At 75.7% G+C, this 24,124-nt stretch carries 21 protein-coding genes; 8 read left to right on the forward strand and 13 right to left on the reverse strand.

What is annotated here, in order from left to right:
• The first annotated feature begins 11 nt into the window (after window positions 1-11).
• Entirely contained in the window at window positions 12-1,223 is a 1,212-nt protein-coding gene (locus ACK8OX_RS06305; RefSeq protein WP_430663094.1) for a methyltransferase domain-containing protein, read from the forward strand.
• On the opposite strand, the gene ACK8OX_RS06310 is transcribed toward ACK8OX_RS06305, so the two are convergent.
• The 6 genes from ACK8OX_RS06310 to ACK8OX_RS06335 all read right to left on the reverse strand — a co-directional run bounded on the left by ACK8OX_RS06310 (window position 1,220) and on the right by ACK8OX_RS06335 (window position 9,125).
• Entirely contained in the window at window positions 1,220-2,239 is a 1,020-nt protein-coding gene (locus tag ACK8OX_RS06310; protein ID WP_430663095.1) for an AbrB family transcriptional regulator, read from the reverse strand. The genes ACK8OX_RS06305 and ACK8OX_RS06310 overlap by 4 nt on opposite strands.
• A gap of 129 nt (window positions 2,240-2,368) precedes the next feature.
• The gene (locus ACK8OX_RS06315) at window positions 2,369-3,286 is read right to left on the reverse strand and encodes a GNAT family N-acetyltransferase (protein ID WP_430663096.1); all 918 of its coding nucleotides are present in this window, start codon (window positions 3,284-3,286) and stop codon (window positions 2,369-2,371) included.
• On the reverse strand, window positions 3,283-4,008 hold the full coding sequence (locus ACK8OX_RS06320; RefSeq protein ID WP_430663097.1) for a class I SAM-dependent methyltransferase: 726 nt from the start codon (window positions 4,006-4,008) through the stop codon (window positions 3,283-3,285). Before ACK8OX_RS06320 ends, ACK8OX_RS06315 begins: the two co-directional genes overlap by 4 nt.
• A gap of 23 nt (window positions 4,009-4,031) precedes the next feature.
• A complete protein-coding gene (locus tag ACK8OX_RS06325; protein ID WP_430663098.1) occupies window positions 4,032-5,411 on the reverse strand; it encodes an FAD-dependent oxidoreductase in 1,380 nt (459 codons plus the stop codon).
• Window positions 5,411-6,652 carry a DegT/DnrJ/EryC1/StrS family aminotransferase gene (locus ACK8OX_RS06330; protein ID WP_430663099.1) on the reverse strand — a complete coding sequence of 414 codons (1,242 nt, stop codon included), beginning with the start codon at window positions 6,650-6,652 and terminating at the stop codon, window positions 5,411-5,413. The genes ACK8OX_RS06325 and ACK8OX_RS06330 overlap by 1 nt, the downstream gene beginning before the upstream one ends.
• Before the next feature lie 19 nt (window positions 6,653-6,671).
• Entirely contained in the window at window positions 6,672-9,125 is a 2,454-nt protein-coding gene (locus tag ACK8OX_RS06335; protein WP_430663205.1) for a tetratricopeptide repeat protein, read from the reverse strand.
• 247 nt (window positions 9,126-9,372) lie between these two features.
• On the opposite strand from ACK8OX_RS06335, the gene ACK8OX_RS06340 reads away from it, so the two are divergent.
• Complete coding sequence (locus tag ACK8OX_RS06340; RefSeq protein WP_430663100.1) at window positions 9,373-9,669, forward strand: hypothetical protein; 297 nt, start codon at window positions 9,373-9,375, stop codon at window positions 9,667-9,669.
• Here the strand turns inward: ACK8OX_RS06340 and ACK8OX_RS06345 are convergent.
• The 7 genes from ACK8OX_RS06345 to flgE all read right to left on the reverse strand — a co-directional run bounded on the left by ACK8OX_RS06345 (window position 9,659) and on the right by flgE (window position 17,464).
• Complete coding sequence (locus tag ACK8OX_RS06345) at window positions 9,659-10,933, reverse strand: DUF1217 domain-containing protein (RefSeq protein ID WP_430663101.1); 1,275 nt, start codon at window positions 10,931-10,933, stop codon at window positions 9,659-9,661. The two genes, ACK8OX_RS06340 and ACK8OX_RS06345, sit on opposite strands and share 11 nt — an antisense overlap.
• Before the next feature lie 2 nt (window positions 10,934-10,935).
• On the reverse strand, window positions 10,936-11,313 hold the full coding sequence (locus tag ACK8OX_RS06350; protein WP_430663102.1) for a flagellar biosynthesis regulator FlaF: 378 nt from the start codon (window positions 11,311-11,313) through the stop codon (window positions 10,936-10,938).
• 64 nt (window positions 11,314-11,377) lie between these two features.
• A complete protein-coding gene (locus ACK8OX_RS06355; protein ID WP_430663103.1) occupies window positions 11,378-12,517 on the reverse strand; it encodes a flagellin in 1,140 nt (379 codons plus the stop codon).
• A 158-nt stretch (window positions 12,518-12,675) separates the two neighbouring features.
• Window positions 12,676-13,152, reverse strand: a complete 477-nt coding sequence (locus ACK8OX_RS06360; protein ID WP_430663104.1) for a flagellar biosynthesis repressor FlbT — start codon at window positions 13,150-13,152, stop codon at window positions 12,676-12,678.
• Window positions 13,153-13,376: 224 nt separating this feature from the next.
• Window positions 13,377-14,414 (reverse strand): flagellin, encoded by a 1,038-nt coding sequence (locus ACK8OX_RS06365; protein ID WP_430663105.1) that lies wholly within the window; start codon window positions 14,412-14,414, stop codon window positions 13,377-13,379.
• 16 nt (window positions 14,415-14,430) lie between these two features.
• Complete coding sequence (locus tag ACK8OX_RS06370) at window positions 14,431-15,951, reverse strand: FlgK family flagellar hook-associated protein (RefSeq protein WP_430663106.1); 1,521 nt, start codon at window positions 15,949-15,951, stop codon at window positions 14,431-14,433.
• A 70-nt stretch (window positions 15,952-16,021) separates the two neighbouring features.
• Entirely contained in the window at window positions 16,022-17,464 is a 1,443-nt protein-coding gene (gene flgE, locus ACK8OX_RS06375) for a flagellar hook protein FlgE (RefSeq protein WP_430663107.1), read from the reverse strand.
• 1,263 nt (window positions 17,465-18,727) lie between these two features.
• On the opposite strand from flgE, the gene ACK8OX_RS06380 reads away from it, so the two are divergent.
• From ACK8OX_RS06380 to fliN, 6 genes are all read left to right on the forward strand, one after another.
• Window positions 18,728-19,723 (forward strand): flagellar hook-length control protein FliK, encoded by a 996-nt coding sequence (locus ACK8OX_RS06380; protein WP_430663108.1) that lies wholly within the window; start codon window positions 18,728-18,730, stop codon window positions 19,721-19,723.
• Window positions 19,724-19,735: 12 nt separating this feature from the next.
• Complete coding sequence (locus ACK8OX_RS06385) at window positions 19,736-20,395, forward strand: flagellar hook assembly protein FlgD (protein WP_430663109.1); 660 nt, start codon at window positions 19,736-19,738, stop codon at window positions 20,393-20,395.
• Window positions 20,396-20,527: 132 nt separating this feature from the next.
• Window positions 20,528-22,201 carry a flagellar basal-body MS-ring/collar protein FliF gene (fliF, locus tag ACK8OX_RS06390; RefSeq protein WP_430663110.1) on the forward strand — a complete coding sequence of 558 codons (1,674 nt, stop codon included), beginning with the start codon at window positions 20,528-20,530 and terminating at the stop codon, window positions 22,199-22,201.
• Window positions 22,198-23,196 carry a flagellar motor switch protein FliG gene (gene fliG / locus ACK8OX_RS06395; protein WP_430663111.1) on the forward strand — a complete coding sequence of 333 codons (999 nt, stop codon included), beginning with the start codon at window positions 22,198-22,200 and terminating at the stop codon, window positions 23,194-23,196. The genes fliF and fliG overlap by 4 nt, the downstream gene beginning before the upstream one ends.
• Window positions 23,196-23,804, forward strand: coding sequence for a hypothetical protein (locus ACK8OX_RS06400; protein WP_430663112.1), 609 nt, complete (start codon window positions 23,196-23,198; stop codon window positions 23,802-23,804). Before fliG ends, ACK8OX_RS06400 begins: the two co-directional genes overlap by 1 nt.
• Window positions 23,801-24,124 carry a flagellar motor switch protein FliN gene (gene fliN, locus ACK8OX_RS06405; RefSeq protein WP_430663113.1) on the forward strand — a complete coding sequence of 108 codons (324 nt, stop codon included), beginning with the start codon at window positions 23,801-23,803 and terminating at the stop codon, window positions 24,122-24,124. The genes ACK8OX_RS06400 and fliN overlap by 4 nt, the downstream gene beginning before the upstream one ends.

Genomic DNA, 24,124 nt, shown 5'->3' on the forward strand with positions numbered 1-24,124 from the left:
AGTCCAACCCGATGGCGCAAGCCTCGCCTGACGACCTTCTGCGCGAAGGCGCGGCGCGGCACCGGCGCGGCGACCTCGGCGCGGCGGAACGGCTGTACCGCCGGGTGCTGGCGCTGCGGCCGGCCGACGGCAACGCGCTGAACCTCCTCGGCGTGCTCGCGCGCCAGCGCGGCGACCTTGCGGCGGCGCTGGACCTGTCGTCCCGCGCGGTCGCGACCATGCCGGACAGCCCGGTCTACCTGGCCAATCACGGCGCCGCGCTGGCGGAAGCGGGGCGGCTGGACCATGCCGTGCCGGTCCTGCGCGCCGCGCTGGCGCGCCGCCCGGATGATGTGGTGAGCCTGCGCAACCTCGGCCAGGCGCTGTGCGGCGCGGGTGAAGCCCGTGCCGCGCTGGCCCCCCTGCTGCGCGCGGCCGAACTGGCGCCGGACGCGCCGGAACCCTGGCTCGCCCTCGCCCATGCCCGGCGCGAGGCAGGCGAGCCCGGCGCGGCGGAGGCGGCGCGGCGGGCCCTGGCCCGCCCCGGCCTCGCGCCCGCCCTGGCCGCCCAGGCGCGCTTCCTCCTTGCCGCCCTGGGCGAGGAAGCCGCGCCGGACCGTGCGCCGGCCGCCTATGTGCGCGACCTGTTCGACCAGTATGCCCCCCGCTTCGATGCGGAACTCGAAGGCAGGCTTGCCTACCGGACCCCCGCCCTGCTCGCGGCGCTGCTGGAGGCGCATGGCGTGGCGCCGGATCGCTCGCGCCGGGTACTCGACCTCGGCTGCGGGACGGGCCTGTCCGGGGTGGCGCTGGCGCCCTTCGCGCAGCGCCTGACCGGGCTCGACCTGTCGCCGCGCATGCTGGAGGAAGCGCGGCGGCGCGGTCTCTACCAGGCGCTGGAGGAGGCGGACCTGCTGGATTGGCTGCCGCGGCGGAAGGCGGCCTTCGATCTGGTGGTGGCGGCGGATGTGCTGAACTACCTCGGCGACCTCGGCCCGGCGCTCTCGGCGGCGGCCGGCGCGCTGGCGCCTGGCGGCTGGATGGCCTTCAGCGTGGAGGCCGGGCAGGGCGCGCCCTTCGCCCTCGGCCCCGGCCTGCGCTACCGGCACGATCCCGACCATGTCGCGGCACTGGCGGAAGGGACGGGCCTGCACGTCCTGGCGCGTCAGCCGGCCGTGCTGCGAGAGGAACGTGGCGAGGGGGTGCAGGGCGTGCTGGTCCTGCTGCGCCGCGCCGCGGGCTAGGCGAACAGCCCCAGCTTCCGCGCCAGCGTCCAGACGGGGCCGACCAGCAGGTTGCAGGCCACCTGCCGCACCAGGTGGAAGCCCAGCACCAGCGGCACGCCCACTTCCAGCGCCTTGGCGGTGATGGTCATCTCCGGCATGCCGCCCGGCGCCATGCCGAGGATGGCCGCCGCCGCCGGCAGTCCCGCAAGCCCCGCCAGCCCGGCCGCGAGCAGCGCCAGCAGGGCCGAGAGCAGCACGGTGGTGACCGCCGAGGCGACCACCAGCCGCCGCGCGGACAGGATGAAGCGCCGCGTCATCCGCTGGCCGAGCGACGCGCCCATGCCGATCTGCGCGGCGTCGATCATCCAGAGCGGCACGCCGGACGGCAGCAGCCCGAAGGCCGACAGCAGGATGACCATGGCGCAGGGGCCCAGCATCCAGGGATTGGCGAAGTCCAGCGCCCGCATCGCCAGCGCCACCGCCAGCCCCGCCGGCACCAGCAGCGCCAGGCCGGGCAGCACCACCTCCGGCCGTTCCACCAGGAAGGCGCCCGCGCCGCCATGCGGGGCGAGCCAGGTGATCAGCGGCGGGACGACCACCACCACCGTCATCACCCGGATGGTCTGCGCCAGCGTCACAGCCGGGACCGAGACGCCCGCGCGCTGCGCCAGCACCGCCATCACCACCACGCCGCCCGGCACCGCGGCGAAATAGCCGGTCTTCGGATCGGTCCCGGCGAAGCGCGCGAAGGGGCGCGCCAGCACGATGCCGGCCGCCACGCTGAGCACCGCTCCCAGTACCAGCCAGGGCAGCGCAAGGCCCAGCGCCTCGATCACCGGGCGGGTGAAGGTCTGGCCGAGCCCGAGGCCGAGCACGAGCAGCGCGGTGGGCCGCGTCGCCGCCGGCACCGTGGCGCGGTCGAACCAGGCCAGCAGCCCGGTCGCCATCATCGGCCCGAGCATCCAGGGCAGCGGGATGCGCAGCCACCAGAACAGCGCCCCACCGGCCATGGCGACGGCGGCTGTCAGCAGCATGGCAGGCAGGCCGGCCAGGCCGGCGGAAGGGGATGGGGAGGATGGCACGGGACTGCCGCGCATCCTCGGGGCCGCGGGACGGCCCGTCAAATCCTGCGCAGGGCGGGTCTGCCCTGTGCCGGCGGGGGTTCACGCCGCGGCCGGCCGCGGGGCGCGGTAGGGCGGGAAGAAGCCCGCCCCCGCATCGCCGCCAAGCCGCGCATGCGCCCGCGCATCGAGCACGGCGCCGAGCAGCAGGCTCGGGCGCGTCGCATTGCCGAAGCCCGCCTTGAAGCGGTCCAGCCCGCAGGGTGGAGCGCCGATCGGCGCCAGGCCTCCGCCGAGCACGATGCGCGTCACGCCCTCGGCCAGCAGGGTGCGGATCGCGAAATCCATCACCGCATGGCCCGCGCCGCCTTCGCGCCCCGCGTCATCGGCGGCGCCGAGATGGTACCACGCCGTCCCGCCATGCCGGAACCACATCCCCATCGCCACCACCGCGTCGCCCCGGAAGGCCGCGAAGGCGCGCAGCCCAAGCCCGGCCAGCGCATCGATCGTGGCGCGGGGAAAATCCTGCATCCCGCCCGTGAAGCCGCGCCGGGCCGCCAGCCCGGCCTGGAGCCGCAGCCAGTCATCCACGCGATCGGCCGCCGGCACCTCCGCGACGCCGCCATGCCGGGCGGCGCGGCGGATGTGCCGCAGGTGGTGCGCGGCCGGGGCGTAGATGCCCGCCGCGTCCAGCACGAGGTGGTGGCGCTTGTAGGGCCGGTGATGGGCGAAGGCCGTCGCCGCGCCGGGGGGCGAGAGCGGGTCGGCCACCGCCACCAGGCTCACCGCCCCCGCGGCCGCGATCTCCGCCAGCCCCGCAGCGATGTCCCAATCCGCCCCGAAGGGAAGCAGGGGATAGGGGCCGCAGGCATCCACCAGCCCGGTCGCGCCGATCGGCCGCAGCAGGACCGCAGCGCCGCCCCAGGCCGCGACGCGCAGCGCATGGTGCCCGCCGCCGAATGCCGCGGCCAGCGCCGTCGCATAGGCCGGGTCGGCATAGGGCGGCAGCGTGCCGGTCATGCGGTGGCGACGTCCCGCCAGGCCGCCGGCAGGCGCGACTCCGGCTGCCTTGCCTCACGCCAGACATGGAAGCTGCATTCCCAGAGCCCGTAGGCCGCCCGCATCTCGACATGGCGTGCGAGTTGCGCGCGGCAGAAGCGCATCACCTCGTCCGCGCCCCAATGTAACAGGTCCTCGCGTTCCCAGTCGACATGCTTGCTCATCGCGTTGAAGGCGAGGCCGTGGCGGGTGCTGCGCCACAGGGCCGCGAGGCTGGCTTCCGCATAGGCCAGCATCTCCGCGTGGCTGTTGGCGAAGCGGCAGGTGAAGATGCCGCAGGCCAGCACGGCGTCGTAGCGCCCGCCCTGCAACGGCGCGGGCACCCCTGCCGCAAGGATGTCGGCCTGCAGGAAGCGCAGCCCCGGCCACCGCGCGCGCGCTGCCGCCAGCACCGGGGCGCTGATGTCGATGCCGGTGTAGTCCACGCGGTCGAGCAGCCCGTTGGCCGCCAGCCAGTCCGGCAGGAAGCCGGCGCCGCAGCCGAAGTCCAGCAGCGTGGGCCGCTGCGCCGGCTGCGCATCCAGAAGCGGGCGCAGCATCACCTCGTAGCGGAGCGCGAGGTCCCGCGCATTCGGCCACCAGAGCCCCTGCGGGCTGGCGCCGAGCGTGGCGAAGCGGTCCTCGATGCTGTCGAGGATGCGGGCGAGCGTGCGCGCATGCGGCGCCTGGCGGGCGGGGTCCATCCGTGTGGTCTCCGGTGCGGGGCTCATGCGGCCATCGCGGGTGCCGCCGCCTCGGCCAGCCGCGCGGCATCGGCCACGAGGTCGCCGACCAGCGCGTGACCGCCCGTGGCGGATCGCAGCACGGCGAGGTTGGGAATGCCCCGCAGCTCCGCCAGCGCCGCCTCCCGCGCGGCGGCAAGCTCCACCGTCTCCACCGCGAAGCGGCCGGCGCCGACCGGCCTGTCGGCCGCGATGCGGGCGCCGCGCGGCAGGACCCCGAGCCCGGCGAGCGCATCGGCCAGCGCCCGCGTGCCCGGCGCCGCGCCGCCCGCGATGGGCAGCTCCGCCAGGATCCGCCAGGGTGCGCCGGGCGGAAGCCGCCGGCCTTCCAGCCGGTCGGGGAAGCCGAGCCGCAGGAAGGGCGTCGCCGGATCGTAGGAGGCGAGCCAGTGGAGAGCCGGCGCCGTGCCGCCCTCGACCGTCAGCAGCCGCGCCGCGGCCGGCAGCGTCACCTCCGGCAGGGCGGGCAGGAAGGGAAGGGCGTTCGGCCCGGCGGCGAGGACGAGAAGGTCGGCCGGCAGTTCCGCGCCCCCATCCAGCCGCACCGCCACCACGCCCCGGGCGCCATGCCGCAGCGCGGCGACCCGTGCGCCGGACCGGACCTCGACCCCGGCGGCCGAGAGGGCCGCGTCCAGCGCCGTGGTCCAGCGGCCGATCCCGCCCTCCCGCGGGTAGAGATAGGCGGGCGCATCGGCAGCGCGCGGCGCTTCGGCAGCCCGGGGATGGGCCAGCCGCGCACCCAGCGCGCCCATCTGCCGCAGCCGCTCGGTCTCCTCCCCGTCCGCGACGACCAGCCGCGCGGGCAGGCGTGCCTGCGCCGCGTTCCAGGCCAGCGCCTCCGGCTCGGCGCCGAGCAGCGCGCGGCAGGCGGGGCGCAGCAGCGTGTCGAGCAGCGTCGGGCCGAACAGCGCCCCGAGCCGCGCCGCGAGATGCGGCGCCGCCCCCGCCGGGTCCGTGTCGAAGGCGCGGGCCAGAAGCTCCGCCCGCGCCCGCGCCAGCACCACGGGCGGCAAGATGCGCGCATCGGGGCAGGGCGTGTCGTGGTTCAGCCTGCCGCAGGCGACATGCCCCTGGGAGGGCTCGGCGCCGAGCCGGTTCCAGGCACATGCCGCGCCGGCATGGAAGACGCCGGCATGGAAGACGCCGGCATGGAAGACGAGGGCGTCGGCCCGGGCATTGCCGCTCTCGCGCGGGACACGGATGCCGAGATCGGCCGGCCCGGCTTCCGTCGCCGCCGACCGCCACCCTGCGCCGGGACGCGGGCCGGCTTCCAGGATGCGGACGGCGAAGCCGCGGTCGGCCAGCAGCAGCGCCGCCGCCATGCCGCCGATCCCGCCACCGATGATGACCGCGCGGCGGGGCATCACGCGCCGGCCCGCGCCGGCCGCGTGCTGTCGCCCAGCGCCGCCTGCATCGCTTCCACCACGCGCAGCAGCTGCGCGTCGGTCATGTCCGGGAAGAAGGGCAGGCCGAGCGTGCCGTCCGCCAGGCGCGTCGTGACCGGGAGGGGGTCATCGCCCGGCATGCGCGGACATTGCGCGAAGGCCGGGTGCGCCTGGCACCCCCCGCCCCACCAGGCCCGCGTCGCCACGCCGTCGAGCCCGAGGGCGAGCGCGACATCGGCGGCACGGCGCCCGGCCGGCAGGCGCACCACGCAGGTCGAGCCGACCCAGCCTTCCGCGAAGCCGGGCAGGAAGGCGCAGCCCAGCGGTTCCAGCGCGGCGCGCAGCCGCCGGCCGACCGCCATGTACTCCGCCCGCCGCCCCGGCCACGCCTCCAGCGAGGCGAGCCCCACCGCGGCGTGGTACTCGCTGAGCTTCGCGTTCAGCCCCGCCACTTCCGCGACGCGCGCGCCGAAGAAGCCGAAATTGGCGGTGCGCTTGACCCGCCGCGCGAGGTCCGCATCCGTGGTGGCGACGAAGCCGCCTTCCCCCGCGCAGACCGTCTTTGTGGCATGCATGGAGACCACCGCCGGCGTGGCCGAGACCGCGAGCCCGTCGAAGGCCGCGGCCGCGTCGATCACAACGGGGATGCCGGTGCGGCCGGTGAAGTCGTCCCAGGGGCGCGGGTCCACGGGCAGGCCGAAGGGGGCCACCGCGACGACGGCGGACACCGGCGTTTCCGCCGCGCCGGGCCCCTGCCGCGCCATCCTGCGCAGCAGCACATCGCGCACGCGGTCCGGCGTCAGCGTCCAGCCCGCCTCCTCCACGTCGAGGAAGCAGGGCGTCAGGCCCGCGGCCAGCGCCGCATGGGCAGTGGCCACGAAGGTCCAGGCCGGCATCAGGCAGAGCCCGCGCCGCTGCGCCGCCGGCTTGTCCTCCAGCGAGGCGCGCAGCGCGCAGACCAGCCCGTCCGTGGCGGTGGACACGGTGACGACGGAAGCGCCGAAGCGCGCGCCGAGGCGCCGTTCGAGTTCGGAATTCAGCGGGCCCCAGTTGGCATAGACCCGCGCGCGGTCGATGCGCCGCAGCCAGGGGAGCAGCGCCTCGGCCTCCGGCAGCTTCGGGCGGGCGACGGGCAGGGCGGGCAGGGGTGCCGCGATGTCCGGCAGCGCGGCGGGCAGCGCGGCCGGCGGTGCGGCGAAGGGGGCGGCGAAACCATCCATCCTGGCATGCTCCTCGGGTTCAATCGTCCGCCGCGGCGTCGAGGACGGAGCCGGTCGGCAGGGTGACGTCGAAGCCTTCGGCCGGCAGGCCATGGCACCAGCGCCGCCACATGCCGTGCAGCGCGACCTCGAGCCCATCCACCACGCGGCGCGCATCGGTCATGCCCAGGGCGAGGCGATGGCGGAGCGTGGAGCGGATCTCCGCCAGCCGCCCGGGGCGCGCCGCCCAGGCCACCGCCTTCGCGGCGTAGTCGTCGGCCGACTCCGCGATGAAGCCGTGCAGGCCGAGATGCGCCATCAGCGACGCGCCGACGCGCGACTGCATGGTGCCGCCAGCCAGCGTCAGCGTCGGCACGCCCATCCACTGCGCGAAGCAGGTGCTGGTGCCGCCGGCATAGGGGAAGGTGTCGAGAAGCAGGTCCACCTCTCCATGCAGGGCGAGGTAGCGGTCGAACCCCGTCCGCTGGTGCAGCACCAGCCGCGCCGCATCGATGCCCTGCACGGCGAAGGCGGCACGCAGCCGCGCCTCGGCCGCCGCATCCGGGATGGCCGCCACCATCAGCCGCGCGTCGGGAACGGCATGCAGGATGCGCGACCAGAGCGCGATCACCTCCGCCGTTACCTTGCTCAGCCGGTTGAAGCTGCCGAAGGTGACGTGCCCCTTCGCCAGGGCCGGCAGGGGCCCCACGCCGGGCTCCGAGCGGAACGGCTCGAACACGGTGGAGAAGGGAAGGCGCACCAGCTTCTCGGTGAACTGCGCCTCCAGCAGCCCGTGCGGCGCGAGCATCGCGTTGCACAGGAAGTAGTCCATCCGCGCCAGGCCCGTGGTGCCGGGATAGCCGATCCAGCTGACCTGCACCGGCGCGGCACGCCGTGCGAAGACCGGCAGGCGGTGATGCGCGGTGTGGCCGGACAGGTCGAACAGGATGTCGATGCGGTCCGCCGCGATGCGCTGCGCGAGACCCTCGTCCGGAAGGGAATGCGCTTCCGTCCAGCCGGCGAAGGCACGCTTCAGATGCGCGCTGACGTGGTCGTCCGAAGGAATGGTGGAATAGGCGTGCAGCTCGAACCCCCGCGACGACAGCTCGAACAGGAAGGGGGCCACGAAATGCGAGACGGCATGCGCCCGCAGGTCGCCCGACACGAAGCCGAGCCGCGGTGCCCCCGCATGGCGCCGCTCGCGGCGGTCGTGGTGCATCGGCGCGACCCGCCGCTCCAGCCCCTCGCCATAGGCGCGATGCGCGCGGAACAGCGCCGCCGGCGTCGCTGTTCCGCTATGCGTCTCGCAGAACAGCAGGCCGGAGCCGGCGAGGACGTCCTCGGGGTCGCGGGAGAGGGCGGCGCGGAAGCAGACCAGTGCCTCCTCGGTGCGGCCCTGCAACTGCAGGACGTGGCCGAGCGTGGAATGGGCGGAGACGCTGTCCTCGCCGAGCGCGATGGCGCGCCGCGCGGCGGCCTCCGCTTCCGACAGCGGACCCGTCACCTTCAGCGCACTGGCCAGCCCGACCAGGGATTCGCCGTTCTCGGGGTCCAGCCGCAGCGCCTCGCGGAAGGCCGCGGCCGCTTCCTCGTGCAGGAGCCGTTGCAGCAGCACGCCGCCATGCGCCTGGCGGAGATGCAGCGAAGCCGGCTTCAGCGCCACTGCCCGAGCCAGGGCGGCGCTGCTCTCCTCCAGCCGGCCGGTTGCCTGCAGCAGTGCCGCAAGCGCGTGCTTCAGTTCCGCTATGTCGGGGCAGATGGCATCGGCCTCGCGATAGGCGGCGATCGCCTCCTCCAGCCGGCCCTCGCGGTGCAGGCGATTGGCGCGCTGCCAGGCCTCGGCCGCCGGGGCGGCATCGGCCGGCAGGGTCGCCGTGCCGAAGCCCGCCGCCTGCCCCGGCGCCGCCACGCCGCCCCGCGCGCCGATCAGCCGGTCGAGCCGCATGCGCGCGCCCGTGTCGCCGGGCAGCAGGGACACGATGCGGCGCGCGGGGGGGATCGCCTCCTCCCAGCGACCCTGGGCCTCCAGCGCGGCGGCAAGGAATTCGTGCCCGGCCACATGGCCCGGCCAGCGCCGCGCCACGCGCCGGGCCAGCGCCGCGGCATCCGCGTGGCGCCCCTGGCGGAACATCGCGAACAGCCTGCGCGAATGGGCGAGGAGGCCGGGCGGCGGCGCAGCGGGGCGTGCGGGCGCGGGCGGCTGTTCCGCCTCGGGCGTCGCATCGGGTGCGTTGCGTGGCGCGCCGTGCTCAGCCTGGACCCGCAGCAGGATCTCGAGGGCGCCGGCGGTGGCCCGCGGCAGGCCGAGCGCCACCGCCTGCCCCAGCGCCTGCCAGGCCGCCTCCAGCAACCCGGCCTCGGCCAGCGCGGCCACGAAGTCCCGCCAGTGCTCCGGCCGTGTCGGGTCCTGCTCCAGCATGTCGATGGTGGCCGTCAGCGGCCCCGCGGCGGCTGCCGGCCCGTGCATCTCCGGCGGTCGCACCATCTCCAGCATGTCCACGCAGCACCCCCGCATCCTGCCGGCCGCATCCGTGGGTGATCCGCACCGCACGCGACGCATGGTCCCATGCGGAGGGTTGACGAAGCGTCACCGTGGGGCGCAGGCAGGCGAGTGGCGGAAGGCGGCAACACTTCGGCAAGACTTGTCGCCCATCTTGCGACCCCCGCCGACCGCGCCGCATCGCCCGCGACGGTCCGGCACCCACGGCGCCAGGAGGGCGCCTGCACGAAGGCCCTCTCCCATGATCCGCGACGCCACCGGCGTCACCGCCGCGCTGCCCGTTCCCGCCGCCCGCCAGGGCGCGGAAGCCGCGCAGCCCGCCACGCCCCCGCTCCCCGCGGCCGCGCCGGAACTTGCCGCGCAGTTCAACCCGGCGCTGCGCCTCGACCCCGCGCTGAACCTGGTCGTCATCGAGTTCCGCGGCGCGGATGGCGAAGTCCTCCGCTCCATCCCCTCCGAGCGCGAGATCGCCGCCTATCGCAGCGGCGAACGCCCGGAGCCGAAGACGCTGACGCCGCAGCTCGACGTCAAAGGCTGAGCGAGACGCGCCGCGCGGCCAGGGCGGGCAGGCCCTCCGCGCCGCCGCCGAACAGCGAAAGGACGGGGTTGGCCGCCCCCGCCTGTTGCAGCTGCGCGACATAGCGCTGCGCCATCCGCGCCACCTCCCTCGGGTCCTGCAGCTTCGCCACGTCCAGCCTGCGCGCCAGTGTGTCGCGCTGCTGCTCGAAGGGCAGCATCGCGAAGGAGGCGGGCAGGCCGAGCGCGCCGCGCGCGACGGTGAGCAGCGCGCGGTCGCTCATCAGCTGGGCGATGCTCGTCACCTGGCCGGCCATGCGGCGAAAATAGAGCGCCTCCCGCAGGCCGGGGCTCGCCTCCCCCATCGCCTTCTCGAAGCGGTTCGTCATTGCGGCCTCGACGATGCGATCCACCAGCGCCGCGTCGCCGAGCGGCAGGCGGCGCGCGCCGGCGGGTTCCTCGTCGGGCAGGAAGGGCGCGGCGCGCAGCAGCGCACGCTTTTCCGCCGAAAGGGCGCCGAGCTGCGCGTCGTCCAGCACGCCGGCCTGCGCCCCGGTGAAGGCGGCGACCTGTTCGGTGCTCATCGCGCCAAGCTGCGCCGGGGTCAGCGCCCCCACCTGCTCGCGTGTCAGCGCGCGCAACTGCGCGGTGCCGAGGGCGCCGATGTCCGCGGGTTCGATGGCCGCCACCTGCCACAGGAACAGCGCCCGCACCTGCGCGGGAGCGAGCGCACCGATCTGCTCCGCCGTCAGGGCCGCCACATCCGCCGCATCCATCCCGCCGATCGCGTCGGTGGAGATGGCGGCGACCTGCGCAGGGGACAGCGCGGCGAGCTGCTCCGCCGTCAGCGCCTGCACCTGGAGGAAGTCGAGCCCCGCGATACGGTTGCGTTCCAGCTTGCGGATATCCGCCGCCGGCGTCGCGGCCAGGGCGGCGGGGGCGACATCCAGCGACCGGCGTTCCGCGAAGGCGTTGGCGAAGGCCCGCCAGCGCGGATCGGCAAGCCGGTTCGCAAGGCTCGCGGGGTCCGACGGGTCCTCCGTCAGAACGCGCCGCAGGGTGACGCGCTTGTCGATCTCGGATTCGAGCTGGAAGGACTCCAGCACGAGTTGCAACGTACGCCGATCGCGCAGCAGGGCCTCGGCATCGGTGATGCGACCCGCCTGTTCGCGCAGGCGCGCCGCATCCGCCTGGTTGTCGCGCCGCGCCGCGAAGCGGGCGCGCAGCGTCTCGCCCTGCCTCTCGGCGATGGCCAGCGCGGCGGGGGCGCCGATGCCGGCCAGCATCCCTAGGCGGCGCCCGCGCGGAAGGTGGGCCGGGCGCCGACCGATGCCTGCGCCTCCAGCCCCGCGATCATGTCGCGATGCAGCTCGATCAGCGGCGCCAGGCTGCCCGCGTCGAGCATCCGCGCCGCCGCCTCCCGCTGCGCCCAGAGGCCGAGGGAGATGAGCCTCGCCCGCAGCTCCAGCGGCAGCCCGTTGGCATCGAGCGAGAGGTCGCCGATCAGGATGGACCAGAGCTGCGTCGTCTTGCTGAGCGCGGCGGCGCGGGCCGGCACGTCCGCGGCGCCGGCGAGCAGCCCGTTGACGTAGCGGAAGGCGCGCAGCTCGATCTCGCGCGGGGAGGCCGCGGCATTCTGCGCGGCGGCGTAGCGGGCGATGCTCATGCGGCGGGCTGGCCTTCCTGGAAATGGGCGGCGCGGGCGGGGCGCGCGCCCCGCCCGCCCGTGGTCAGCGGAACAGGCTGAGGAGGCCCTGGCTCTGCTGGTTCGCGATGGACAGCGACTGCGTCGCGAGCTGCTGGCGCGTCTGCAGGCTGGACAGCCGCGCGCTCTCCTCCGCCAGGTCGGCATCGACCAGCGCGCCCAGCCCCTCCCGCAGGCTGTCGCGAAGCTGCACGCTGAAGTCCCGCAGCCCTTCCACCTGCTGCAACGCGGCGCCGAGCCGCGCGAGCACGTTGCCCGATGTGGTGATGGCGCCGTCCACCCGCGCGATCGCGCCCTGCGCGCCGCCGATCTGCGTCACCGTCGCGCCGGTGACCGCGGTGGAGCCGTTGCCGCCGGAGGCAACGTCGGTCGCGTTGCTGATAATGATGTTGCCGTTGTTGTCGAAGCTGGCGTTGATGCCGTCCTGCGCCATGGTCTGGAGCAGCGTGCCGAGCCTCTGCAACGGCGACTGCGTCGCCGTGAACTCCACCGAGCGCACGACCGTGTTCGGCCCGGCCGATCCGGCGAGGGTGGCGTCGCTGTTGAACTCGAAGACGAAGGTGGTGGTGCCCACCGTCACCGACAGACCCATCCCGTCGGAGATGGCGAGCGAGCTGTCGAAGGCGATCTGGCGCGCGCCCTGCGTCACCGTCAGCCCCGCCAGGTTCAGCCCGCCCGCCGAGGAGCGGAGGTCGGAGGCGGCGATCTGCGTGTTGCTCCCGCTTATGTCGCGCAGCACCTGCAGCGACCCGCCGCCGCCGTTGATGAGGTTCACGCCGTTGAAGGAGGCCGAGCCCGCGAAGGCATCGATGTTGGACAGCGCGGAGGTGATCTGCGCGTTCATCGTCGCCTGGTTCAGGCCCTGCTGCTGGCCCTGCGTGATGGTCTGCTTCAGCTTGCCGAGCTCGTTGCTGATGCGCGTCGCGGCGTCGCGCGCGACGGACAGCGCGGCGCGGCCGAAATTCTGGCTGTCCACCACCGCGTTCAGGCCGTTCAGGTCGGCGCGCATGCTCTGGCCGATGGTGAAGACGGCGGGGTCGTCATTCGCCTTGCCGATCCGCAGTCCCGTCTCGATCCGCTGCTGGGTCCGCCCCATGTCGGTCGAGATGGTGTTGAGCGAGCGCACCGCGGCCATCGCGGCGACATTGGTGTTGATGGAGGACATGGTCCTCTCCCTTTTGGGCGTTCCGCGGCGGGGTGGGCATTTTGCTGCCCGCCGCGGTACCGGGTGCGGCCCCGCCGCACCGGATGGAACCCGCACCGGATGCGGGCCCCGTCGCCGCATCCTCCCACGGGAGGATGAAGCGGGCGTGAAGACGGCGCCTAATCCATCGCGCCGACATGCGCGGCGCCGGCCGGGCGCAGCGCCGCGATCGCGCCCGGCGGCAGCGGCGTGCCGCTCGCCGGGTCGAGGCCCAGCACCGCCGCCTCGTGCCGCATGACGTGCCGCACCAGGCGGAGCGCCTGGTACCACTCGTCCTGCTCGGCGAGCGCGAGGGCGCGTTCGAGCAGCTGGCGCGCCATGTTGGAGGTGGTCGCCTCCTGGAACTCCGCCACCAGGCGGTGCGCGTCGGCCATCCCGGTCTCCCGCTCCTCCTCCGGGCCGACATAGGCGCATTGCAAAGCGAAGTAGATTCGCCGCGCGGGCGTGGTCGCCGATTCCGGCGCCATCACCTGCTTGCCGAACAGGAACCTCGCCTTCGCCACCAGCTCCACCCGCGTGCGGCCGCGGAACCGGAGCGAGGCGCCATTCACGACCATGAGGTCGCCTGCCCGCAACTCGAGCACCAACGTGGACATGCCACTCTCCCCAACCAGTCGATGCGGCGGCCGCGGCCGAAGCACCGGGCGGCCGGCCTTCGCCGGCCTTCGCGAGTTTTTCGCCGCCACGCGGGCCGTCCTGGCGGATCGGGGAGCCGCATGCTCGATCATCGAGGCCGTGCCGCACCGCGCCCGGAGAGGCGGACACGACGGCACCGCCGCAATGTCGCAGCCCCGGCTTAACCGGGCCTTACGGCAGGCCATCACCGCAGCAGCGCCGCGAGGGACAGGCGCGCCACCATCGAGGTCGCCTCGTAGGAGGCCTCGAGCCGGGATTGCAGTTGCCGCATGGCGGCGGATGCGGCGGCGAGGTCCACCTCCTCCGCCCCGCCGAGCTGCGCGCGCAGGGCGACCAGCGTGTCGCGGTGGCGGTCGCGCGTCGCCCCGATGCGTGCCTCGGCCGTGCCGAGCGCGCCCTGTTCCTCCGCCAGGCCTGCCGCGGCGCCGGCCAGCCCCTGCCGCACGCCGTCGAGCAGCGCCTGGTAGCCATCGCCCTGCGCCGCCTGCGCGGGCGTCAGCGCCGCGAGCGTGGCAAGGCCGCGCAGCAGCTCCCGGCCCCAGGACAGCGTCGCCTCGTCCGCCTGGTCGCGATTGGCGAAGACGCCGAGCGCCACGCGCTCCCCCTCCGCCACCTGCACCGCGCGCCGCGGCTCGGCCAGGCCGGGCCCTTCCAGGAAGGCCGAGAAGGGCGAGGTCGCGCCGCCCGCCGCCGCGGCGGTCGCCGCCAGCACGCCGGCCGCGTTGCCGGGGCCGAGCGTCAGCACCGCCGCCGAGACCGCGCCGGCCATGGCGCCGGCGCCGATCGCGGCGCCATCCGGCACCGGCGCATGGGCGACGTCGGAGCCGGCGAACAGGTATTCGCCGTCATGGCGGGTGTTGAGCAGCGTCGCCGCCTCGGCCAGCGCGGCGCGGGCGCCGATCGCCAGCGCCTCCACCCCCGCGGTGCCGAGGGTGCGCGCCCGCAGCGCCTCCGCCGCCATGCCGCCGGCCAGCCGGTCCAGCCGGCCCAGCACGCCCTGCGTGACATCGGCGCGGGCCAGCGCGCGGTCCGCCGCCGCGGCCTGCGCCTCCCGCCGGGCGATCTCGCCGCGCAGGCCGATGGCGCGGCGCGCCTCGGCGCCGAGGTCCCCGTGCCGTTCGCCCTTCTGCCCGGTCGCGACCTGGCGCGAGACGACGTCCATGCGGTTGCGCAGCGCCGCCTGGTCGATCGCCAGCGCGCCGATCGTGCCGATGATGCTCATGGGGGCCTCCGCCTGCCTATCTCACCGCGCCGAACAGCGCGTCCCACATCGCCTGCACGGTCGAGACGACGCGCGCATTGACGCCGTAGGCGGTCTGGAGCTGCACCATCGCCGCGACCTCCGTGTCCACGTCGACGCCGGACCTCGCCGCGATCCGCTCCGCAAGGAGGTCGCGGAAGGCGCCGGCGCGGCCCGCTGCCTCCTCGGCGCCGGCGCGCGCGGCGCCATGCTCGGCGACGAGCGCGGCACCATAGGCCTCCAGCGTGCGGAGCCCCGAGAGGGACGAGACGAGCAGCCCGTCCGGCCCGAGCCCCGCCGCGGCGATCGCCGGCTGCGCCACCCCGGGCGCGACGGTGGCGCCGAGCGCGTGGTCGAGCAGCCGGTCGATCAACTGCGCGAAGCCGGCGGGCCCGGCCGGCGGGTTGGGGATGAAGGCGGTGGGTCCGCCCGGCGCGGCCGCCACGGCATGCGTGCCGTCGCGCACCAGCGCGGGATCGGCGCGCACCGCCGCGCCCACCCGGATGGCGCCCGCGAAGCCGATCGCGGGGCCGCCGGCATAGGGCAGGGTCGCGTCCGGCACCGCGCCGCCACCATCGGTGAACAGCCGCAGGCCCTGCGCCTCGAAGCGATGGGCCAGATGCGCGGCGGCAAGGTCGAGCTCCGCCTGCATGCGCGGCAGGGTCGCGTCGCGCAGCTCGGCCGCCGCCGCCAGGCGCCCGCCGGCCAGCCGGCGCGTCACGTCCTGGCCGCCGAGCATCACGCCGGGCAGGCCGGCGCCGTGATGGAGACCCGGCGCGAGCGTCGCCGGCGCCACCGAGAAAGGCGCGCCCGCATCGAGCGGCAGCACCATCCCCCCGCGCGCGAGGAGCGTCACGTCGCCATCCGCCCGCCGCACCACGCGCAGCTCCAGCGCCTCCGATAGGCGGGCGATGGCCAGGTCACGTCTGTCCTCCAGCGCCGCCGCGCCGCGGCCGGCCGCCGTCTCGCGCCGGATGTCGGCGGTCAGCGCGCTGATCTCGGCCAGCGCGGCATTGGCCAGCGCCGCCTCGGTCTCCAGCGCGTCATGCGCGGCCTGCCGCGCCTCCCCGATCGCCGCGGCGACTCCGTTGAATCGCGTCGCGAGGTCCGCGGCGGCCTGCACCACCGCGCCACGGCGGATGGCGTCGGCCGGCGCCTCGCGCAGGGCGACGAGGCCGGCATGGAGGCCGGAGAGAAGGCCGCCGAGGCTGTCGCCATCCTCCGGCCGGCCATGCGCCGCCTCGACCCCCGACAGCAGCCGCAGCCGCAGCCCGCCGGCCGCAGCCTCGCCGCGCGCGCGGTCGGCCGCGGCGGACAGCGCCGCATCCACGTCGCGCGTCGGCACCTGGCCGCGCACGCCGATGCCGGTGCCGGCCATGCCGAGCGCGACGCCCGCCAGCGTCTTGCGGGTGTGGCCCTCGGTGCCGGCATTGGCGATGTCGTCGGCGGCGCGGGCCATCTGCCGGTCCAGCAGGCGCAGGCCGCTCCGCGCGACGGTCAGGGCGAGGTCGAGGCTCATGTCGCGTCATCCGCGCGGCGTCGGCGCCGCATGTTGCCCGCGGCGTCAACGCCGCATATTGCCCGCGGCGTCAACGCCGCATATTGATCGTGTCCTGCAGCATTTCGTCGCTGGCGGTGACGATGCGGGTGTTCGCGGTGTAGGCACGCTGCGCGAGGATGAGCTTCGAGAATTCGCTCGCGATGTCCACGTTCGACCGCTCGATCGAGCCCGTCACCAGCTTGCCGACCCCGTTCGACGCGGCATCCGTCAGCCGCGCCTCCCCGCTCTCCAGCGTGCGCATGAAGGCCTGGCCATCCAGCCGCTGCAGCCGGTCCGGCTCGTTGAAGGCGGCGACCGGGATGCGCGCGATGACGCGGGACTGACCGTTGTCGTAGTTCACCACGATGTCGCCGGTCTCGCGCAGCGCCACGCCGGAGAAGGAGCCTCCCGGCACGCCGTCCTGCCCGAAGTTGCGGACGTTGTAGCTGGCGCCGGCATATTGCGTCAGCCCCTCCGGCCGCCCGAAGCGCCCGAAGGAGAAGCTGAGCGGGCTTGCCGGCAGGCCGCCGAGCGGCATGGTGACGGTGAGGTCCGCGGCATCGCCCGATGCCGTCGTCGCGGGCGGGGTGGTGCCGTTGACGTCGTTGATGTCGATCAGCGTGCCGGCGGGCTGGGCGGGGTTGCTGCCATCCGCGAAGACCAGCTCGGCGATGCGGCTGCCGGTGGAGACGGGCGCGCCGGGCTGCTGGATGCGGACCTGCCAGGTGTGGTTGCCGGTGCGGCGCCAGTCGAGCTGGAGCTGGTGGGCCGTGCCCAGCGCATCGTAGATCTGGATGGTGGAGCTGACCTCGCGGTCCGCCAGCGCGGGCGGCAGCACCGCGCGCTGCGCGAAGCCGATCGGCGCGTTGGCGGCGACCGCCGGGCCCGCCTCGTCCACGTCCGGCGTCGCCGCGTTGTCGGTGGCGGCCGCGAGGGCCGCGGAGAGCGACGGGATGGCAAGGCCGGCGGGCAGGTTCGCCGCGAGGTCGATGCGCGTGGTCGCCACCGGGTTGTAGATCTGGTCGGTGATGCGGATCGGTGTCACCGAGGTGCGGTCGACGGCGCCGCTGCCGTTCACCTGCCAGCCCTGGAGGTAGTAGTTGGCGCTGTTCACCAGGTAGCCGTCGCGGTCGAGCTGGAAGTCCCCGGCGCGGGTGTAGAAGGCGCGTTCGTCGAACACCACCCGGCCATCCGCGCTGCCGCGCGCCTGCGCCACCGAGAAGAAGCCCTGGCCCGCGATCGCCATGGCCAACGGGTTGTCGGTCTGCTCGACCGTGCCCTGGATGGTGTTGGTGTAGTCCGGCCGCGCCTCCACCGAACCGGGCGCGTGCGCGCGTTCGCTGGACCGCGTGAGCCAGGAGACGAAGCTGGTGTCCACGCGCTTGTAGCCGACCGTCTGGCTGTTCGCGACATTGTCGGAGATGTGGCCGAGGTTGCGGGCCTGGGCGGACAGGCCACTGATGGCGGTGGTCATCGAGCCGAGCAGCGACATCGCGGCATGAACTCCTGTGAGGGCGTGTCGGAGTGATCCGCGGCGGCCAGCGCAAGGCCCGTGCCAGCCCTGGCGCGGTCCGCCCCTGCGGATGCTGCCGCGCGCCGGCAGAAGCTGCCGCCGCGTGGAGCCCCCTGCCGGGCGGCGCGGCGCGGCGGCTGGCATGCGCATTGCCCTGCGTCGCCCCGGACCCGGGATCGCGCGCCGATGGAATGTCTCGCCCTGCCGCCGACGCTGACCAGCCCCCCCGTGGCGCCGCCACAGGCCGCGTCCGCGGTGCCCGTCTTCGCCGCGCTGCTCGGCGAGGCGATGACGGTGGCGTTGGCGGACCCAGCGACGGTCGCCGCCGGGGCGCCCGCCGGGCTCCCCGTCACGGATGCCGCGGCCTTCGCGATGGGCGGGGAAGCTCCGCAGCCCCTGCTTCCTCCGTCTGGGCTGCCCGGGATGGTGCTGCCCCCGGCCCCGCAGCCGCCCGCGCCGCTGCCGGCGCCGCCCGTGGTGGCGCAGGGGGAGGAGGCCGAGGCCCGGACCGGTCCCCCCGCGACGGCCCCGGCGCGCCATCCAGGGGCGACTGGACCCGCGCCGCCGCCCCTGCTGCGGCGTGCCGCGGGCGAGGCGGCGGGCGAGGACGGGGCCCTGCCCGAGACCCCCGCAGCCAGTCCCGCGGCAAACTCCGCGGAGACCGCAACGCCGCCCCCGCCTGTGCCGCGAGGTGCCGTGGTGCGGCCGGCGCGTGAAGGAGCGGCCCGGGCCGACCTGACCGCCGCCGTACCGGAGCGGGAAGCGGGAGTTGCCGGAGCGCCGGAGCCCGCTGCCCCGTCGCCGCCCACCCCCGCCGCCGCCGGCCCGCCGACGCGCGGGGATGCCGGCCGCCGCGCCGCGCCCGCCGAGCCCCGGGAGCCCGCCCAGGTCGAGGGGGACGCCGAGTCCCCGGCCATGAACGCCCCTCTGCCGGCGGCCGCGACGGTGGTTCCGACCGCCCCGCCCGTGCCCGCCCCGGGCAAGGAGCCTTCCCAAGGCAAGGAACCCGCGCCAGCGCGGCGGAGCCCGGCGGCCCCGCCGGGGGCAGCGCCGCGCCCGGCGGACCCGGCGGCTGCCCCGCCGGGCGATCCGGCACCCGGCCCATCCCCGCCGATGCGACCACCCACCGGACTGCCGCGCCCCTCGGCGCAGGGGATGGGTCCTGCGCCGCCGCCGGCGGATGCGGCCCCCCCGCAGGTCCCGGCCTCCGGACAGGGCATGGGGAATGGACAGGCCCCGGCCGTGTCCGATGCTGCCTCGGACACGGTCGCGGCGATGCCGGCCGCCTTGCCTGGGCCGTCGGACCCTGCCGCGACGGTGCCGCCGGGCCTCGAGCAGGCCGTCCACGCGGCATCCGCACCGGCCATGCGGCCCGGACCGGCCGGCACCGCGGCCGCAGCCGCGCCGCCTCCGGCCGCCATCGCGCCGCCGGCCGTCATCCCGTCCCGCGAAGGCGGCACCACGGGGGTGGACGGCCCGCCCCGACAGGCAGCCGGCGCCGTGCCCGACAAGCCCTCCCGCGCTCCGGCCGCCATCCCGAGGGCCGGCGAGGCGGTGCCAACGCTGGAACTCCGCCCCGCCGGCCCGCCCGACATGCCTGCCTCCCCGCCGGCCATCGCCGCCGCGGCGCCGATGGATGCGCGGGCGGCCCCGGCGCCCCTGACCGATGCGTTGGCCCCCGCCGTCCTGGACCCCGTGCCGCCGGCCACCGCCGAGCCGCCCGCCCGCCCGTCATCGCCGGACCCGCCCGCCCCGCCCCCCGCGCCACCCTCATCCCCGCCCGAGGTCCCCGCAGCGGCGCGGGCCGCAACCCCGATTCCCTGGCCCGCGCGCCAGGTCGCGCCCTTCGTCGTCGCGCTCGCCCTCGGGCCGGATGCGCGCGTCACCCTCACGCTCGAACCGGCGGAGCTCGGGCAGGTCGAGGTCGCCATCGAGCGCGGCGCGGCGGGCGAGGCGCAGGTGCGCGTCACGGCGGAACGGCCGGAGACGCTCGCGCTGCTGCAACGCGACGGGCGGGAGCTGGAGCGTGCGCTGCACGCCGCCGGCCTCGGCGAACGCGGGACGCAGCTGTCCTTCGGCCTGTCCGCCGGCTCCGGCGGCGACACCGGGCGCGAGGCTGCGCAGCGCGACGCGCAGCGCCAGCCGCGCGGTGCGCCCGCCTTCCACGCCGCCCCGGTGCCGATGCCCGGCACCGGCGCCCTGACGCCGCGGCGCGGCCTGATCGACCTTGCCGTCTGACGGAGCACAGCGATGAGCGCCACCATCTCCTCCCCCACCCCGGCCGCGCCCGCGGCGGCGGCCGGCGCCGGGCCGCGGCTCTCGGCCGATCTCGGCACCTTCCTGACGCTGCTGACGACGCAGCTGCGCAACCAGGACCCGACCCAGCCGATGGATGCGAACCAGCTGACGCAACAGCTCGTGCAGTTCGCGACGGTGGAGCAGCAGCTCCAGGGCAACCGCACGCTGGAACGGCTGCTGACCCTGCAGCAGGCCGGCCAGCTGGCCGGTGCGGCGGCGCTGGTCGGACGCCGCGTGACGGTGGAGGGCGACCGCCTGCCGCTGCAATCCGGCGCCGCGGAGGTCGGCCTGCCCGCCGCCGGCCGCGCCCGCACGGCCCGCATCGAGGTCAGCGACGCCGCCGGCGCCGTGCTGCGGACGGAGGATGTCACGCTGGCAGCGGGTGTCAGCGCATGGCGCTGGGATGGCCGCGATGCGCGCGGCGTGCAGCGCCCCGACGGCGCCTATCGCGTGGCGGTGCGGGGGCTCGGCGCGGATGGCATGGATGTGCCGCTGTCCTTCACCGTCGCCGGCCTCGTCACCGGCGCGGGGCGCGAAGGGGGCGACCTGGTGCTGCGGATGGGCGGCGTGACGGTGGGCTTCGACCGGCTGCGCGAACTGCCGGGCTCTTAACCACAAACTTACCCTGCCGGCGGCAAGACCTGCCGGGGCCGCACTCCGCGGCCGCTCGGGGTGGCAGGACGCTGTGCAGATGCTGGTGACCGCAGGATGCGGGTGGCGGGTGGCAGGGGCGGGGCGGGGCGCATGGCCGGGCTGATCGCCCAGCTGCGCGGCTTCGGCGCGCTGCGGCTGGCGGCGCTGGCCGGGGTCGGCGCCGCGGTGCTCGGCCTGCTGGCCGTGCTGGCGCTGCGCGCGGCGGAACCGCCGATGGCGCTGCTCTACGGCGACCTCGACCCGCGCGATGCGGGGCAGGTGGTGGCGGCGCTGGAACGCGCGCGCGTGCCGCACCGGCTGGCCGGCGGCGGGGCGCAGGTGCTGGTGCCGGAAGCCGATGTGCCGCGCCTGCGGCTGCTGCTGGCGCGCGATGGCCTGCCCTCCGGCGGGTCCGTCGGCTACGAGATCTTCGACCGCGGCGAGAGCCTGACCACCACGCCCTTCCAGCAGGACGTGAACCGCCTGCGCGCGCTGGAAGGGGAATTGTCGCGCACCATCCGCGGCCTGGCCGGCGTGCGCACCGCGCGCGTCCACCTGGTGCTGCCGCGGCGCGAGCCCTTCTCGCGCGAACGCGGCGAGGCGCAGGCGAGCGTCGTGCTGTCCATGCAGGGCGCGCAGCGGCTGGACCGGGACGGCGTGCAGGCCGTGCTGCACCTGGTCGCCGCCGCCGTGCCGGGGCTGCGGCCGCAGCAGGTCTCGATCGTGGACAGCCGGGGCGAGCTGCTGGCGCGCGGCGGCCAGGCGCTGGCCGGCCCCGCCGCCGCCCAGACCGCCGAGGAAATGCGCCGCGCGCAGGAACTGCGCCTGGCCCGCGCGGTGGAGGACCTGCTCGAGCGCACGCTCGGCGCCGGGCGCGTGCGGGCCGAGGCCTCGGTCGAGATGGATTTCGACCGCGTGCAGACGGTCGAGGAGCGCTTCGACCCCGAGAACCAGGTCCCGCGCAGCACGCAGTCCAGCACCGAGACGAGCCGCAACGGGGAGCCCGGGAACGTCTCCGTCGCCAACCAGCTGCCCGGCGGCGATGCGCAGGCCGGCGGCGCCCGGCAGGAGCAGTCGCGGCAGGAGGAGACGACGAATTTCGAGATCGGCCGCGTGACGCGCAACACCACGCGCGAACATCCGGCGCTGCGCCGGCTGTCGCTCGCCGTGCTGGTCGACGGCGTGTGGGAACCGGTGGCCGGCGCCGCCCCGCGCTTCCGCGATCGCACGCCGGAGGAGTTGCAGCGCATCGCCGCGCTCGCGCGCTCCGCCGTCGGCTTCAACGAGGGGCGCGGCGACCGGGTGGAGGTGGTGAGCCTGCGCTTCGCCGAGCCGCCGCCGGCGGATGCCGCGCCGGACGGCTTCGTCATCCTCGGCCACGCCGTGCCGCCGGCGCTGATGGGCCGCATCGTGGAGAGCGCGATCCTGGGGCTGGTGGCGCTGGCGGCCATCCTGCTGGTGGGCCGGCCGGTCGCCGGGCGGCTCGCCCTGGCGCTGGCGCCGCAGCCGGCCCTGGCAGCCGCGAGTCCGGGCGCGGCGGGGGCGGGCGTCGCCTTCGAAGGGGCCGCGGCGGCGCTGCCGCCGGGCACCGCCTCCGGCACGGCCGGTCCCGCGGCGCTGCCAGCCGCTGCGGAAGGCGAGGCGGAAGCGATGGTGAACGTCGCGCGGGTGGAAGGGCAGATGCGCGCCTCCGCCCTGCAGGCGCTGGCCGAGATGGTGGAGAAGCACCCCGAACAGACCGCAGCCGTGCTGCGCCGCTGGCTCGCCCCGCAGGAGGCACCATGAGCGGCAGCCTGACCGGCCCGCAGAAGGCCGCGACGCTGATGCTGGCGCTGGGGGAGGCGCAGGCGGCGCGCGTCTTCGCGCAGCTGCACGAGGACGAGATCCGCGACCTCTCGCTGGCCATGTCCGCGCTCGGCACCGTCTCCGCCGCGCAGGTGGAGGAGGTGGCGAAGGACTTCACCGCCCAGCTCGGCCAGTCCGGCCACCTCGTCGGGTCCTACGAGAGCACGGAGCGGCTGCTGCTGAAGACGCTGCCGAAGGAACGCGTCGCCCAGATCATGGAGGAGATCCGCGGCCCCGCCGGCCGCACCATGTGGGACAAGCTGGGCAACGTGAACGAGGCGGTGCTGGCGAACTACCTGAAGAACGAATACCCGCAGACCGTCTCCGTCGTGCTGTCCAAGGTCCGCCCCGACCACGCGGCGCGCGTGCTGGCGCTGCTGCCCGAAGGCTTCGCGATGGAGGTGGTCATGCGGATGCTGCGCATGGAGACCGTCCAGAAGGAGGCGCTGGACGGCGTCGAGCGCACGCTGCGGATGGAGTTCATGTCGAACCTCGCCCGCGGGTCGCGCCGCGACGCGCATGAGGTGATGGCGGAGATCTTCAACAACCTCGACCGCGCCGCGGAGACGCGCATCCTCACCGCGCTCGAGGAACGCTCGCGCGAGAGCGCGGAGAGGATCCGCGCGCTGATGTTCACCTTCGACGACCTGCAGCGCCTCGACGGCGCGGGCATCCAGGTGCTGCTGCGCGCCGTGCCGAAGGACCGCCTGACGCTGGCGCTGAAGGGCGCGTCGGAGCCGCTGCGCGACCTGTTCTTCCGCAACCTGTCCGAACGCGCCTCCAAGCTGCTGAAGGACGACCTCGCGGCGCTTGGCCCCGTCAAGCTGCGCGACGTCGACGACGCGCAGGCGCAGATCGTCGCGCAGGCGAAGGACCTGGCGGCGCAGGGCCAGATCCAGATGACCGACGGCCGCGACGACGAGATGGTGGCGTGATGCTCGCGCTCGACCTGCCGGACCTGGCGCGGCCGAAGCCCGCGGCCCCGCCGCCGCCGCCCGACCCCGCGCTGCTCGCCGCCGTCCGCGCGGAGGGGGAGGCGGATGGCCATGCGCGGGGTCTGGCCGAGGGGCTGGAAGCCGGCATGGCCCGCCAGGCCGCGTTGCAGGAGGCGGAGGTCGCCCGCGCGCTGTCCGCCATCGCCGCCGCGCTGGAGACGGCGGCCGAGGCCGGGCGCCGCACGGCGGAGGAGGCGGCGGAGGCCCTGGCCGGGCTGTTGCTGTCCACGCTGGAAGCGGCGCTGCCCGGCGCGGCGGCGCGCGCGGGGGCGGATCTGGTGCCGCGGCTGGTCCTGCCGCTGCTGCCCGCCATCGCCGACCGTCCGGATGCGGTGCTGCGCGTCGCGCCCGCGCTGGCCGAGGCGGTGGCGGCGCGGCTGCCGGCCGGTGCGCCGGCGGTGCAGGGCGATGCCGCGGTCGCCCCGGGGGACGCAAGGCTCGAATGGCGCGACGGCGCGCTGGTCGTCTCGCGTGAGGCGCGGTGGCGCGCGGTGCGCGCGGCGCTGGCCTCGGCCGGCTTCGGCTTCGATGGGGAGGAGGGCGCATGAGCGGCACGAACAGCTTCGAACCGGTGCCCGCGACCGAGGCGCAAGGGGTCGGCCAGCCCGGCGGGCCGCGCGACCTGGACGCGGTCTACGACATCCCGGTGCAGGTCAGCGCGGTGCTGGGCCGCGCGACGATGCAGGTCAGCCAGTTGCTGAAGCTCGGCCGCGGCGCGGTGGTGGAGCTGGACCGCAAGCTGGGCGAGGCGGTGGACATCTACGTCAACAACCGCCTGGTCGCGCGCGGCGAGGTGGTGATGGTGGACGACAACCGCCTCGGCGTGACGATGACCGAGATCGTCAAGTCCGACCGGGCGGGCGGCTAG

The organism is Falsiroseomonas sp. CW058 (assembly GCF_050563535.1).
Taxonomy (GTDB): Bacteria; Pseudomonadota; Alphaproteobacteria; order Acetobacterales; family Acetobacteraceae; genus Falsiroseomonas.

Bases quoted from the DNA above. Each gene is read 5' to 3' on its own strand.
- ACK8OX_RS06305 (WP_430663094.1), top strand. From the start codon at position 12: ATGGCGCAAGCCTCGCCTGACGACCTTCTGCGCGAAGGCGCGGCGCGG.
- ACK8OX_RS06310 (WP_430663095.1), bottom strand. From the start codon at position 2,239: ATGCTGCTGACAGCCGCCGTCGCCATGGCCGGTGGGGCGCTGTTCTGG.
- ACK8OX_RS06315 (WP_430663096.1), bottom strand. From the start codon at position 3,286: ATGACCGGCACGCTGCCGCCCTATGCCGACCCGGCCTATGCGACGGCG.
- ACK8OX_RS06320 (WP_430663097.1), bottom strand. From the start codon at position 4,008: ATGGACCCCGCCCGCCAGGCGCCGCATGCGCGCACGCTCGCCCGCATC.
- ACK8OX_RS06325 (WP_430663098.1), bottom strand. From the start codon at position 5,411: ATGCCCCGCCGCGCGGTCATCATCGGTGGCGGGATCGGCGGCATGGCG.
- ACK8OX_RS06330 (WP_430663099.1), bottom strand. From the start codon at position 6,652: ATGGATGGTTTCGCCGCCCCCTTCGCCGCACCGCCGGCCGCGCTGCCC.
- ACK8OX_RS06335 (WP_430663205.1), bottom strand. From the start codon at position 9,125: ATGCTGGAGATGGTGCGACCGCCGGAGATGCACGGGCCGGCAGCCGCC.
- ACK8OX_RS06340 (WP_430663100.1), top strand. From the start codon at position 9,373: ATGATCCGCGACGCCACCGGCGTCACCGCCGCGCTGCCCGTTCCCGCC.
- ACK8OX_RS06345 (WP_430663101.1), bottom strand. From the start codon at position 10,933: ATGCTGGCCGGCATCGGCGCCCCCGCCGCGCTGGCCATCGCCGAGAGG.
- ACK8OX_RS06350 (WP_430663102.1), bottom strand. From the start codon at position 11,313: ATGAGCATCGCCCGCTACGCCGCCGCGCAGAATGCCGCGGCCTCCCCG.
- ACK8OX_RS06355 (WP_430663103.1), bottom strand. From the start codon at position 12,517: ATGTCCTCCATCAACACCAATGTCGCCGCGATGGCCGCGGTGCGCTCG.
- ACK8OX_RS06360 (WP_430663104.1), bottom strand. From the start codon at position 13,152: ATGTCCACGTTGGTGCTCGAGTTGCGGGCAGGCGACCTCATGGTCGTG.
- ACK8OX_RS06365 (WP_430663105.1), bottom strand. From the start codon at position 14,414: ATGAGCATCATCGGCACGATCGGCGCGCTGGCGATCGACCAGGCGGCG.
- ACK8OX_RS06370 (WP_430663106.1), bottom strand. From the start codon at position 15,951: ATGAGCCTCGACCTCGCCCTGACCGTCGCGCGGAGCGGCCTGCGCCTG.
- flgE (WP_430663107.1), bottom strand. From the start codon at position 17,464: ATGTCGCTGCTCGGCTCGATGACCACCGCCATCAGTGGCCTGTCCGCC.
- ACK8OX_RS06385 (WP_430663109.1), top strand. From the start codon at position 19,736: ATGAGCGCCACCATCTCCTCCCCCACCCCGGCCGCGCCCGCGGCGGCG.
- fliF (WP_430663110.1), top strand. From the start codon at position 20,528: ATGGCCGGGCTGATCGCCCAGCTGCGCGGCTTCGGCGCGCTGCGGCTG.
- fliG (WP_430663111.1), top strand. From the start codon at position 22,198: ATGAGCGGCAGCCTGACCGGCCCGCAGAAGGCCGCGACGCTGATGCTG.
- ACK8OX_RS06400 (WP_430663112.1), top strand. From the start codon at position 23,196: ATGCTCGCGCTCGACCTGCCGGACCTGGCGCGGCCGAAGCCCGCGGCC.
- fliN (WP_430663113.1), top strand. From the start codon at position 23,801: ATGAGCGGCACGAACAGCTTCGAACCGGTGCCCGCGACCGAGGCGCAA.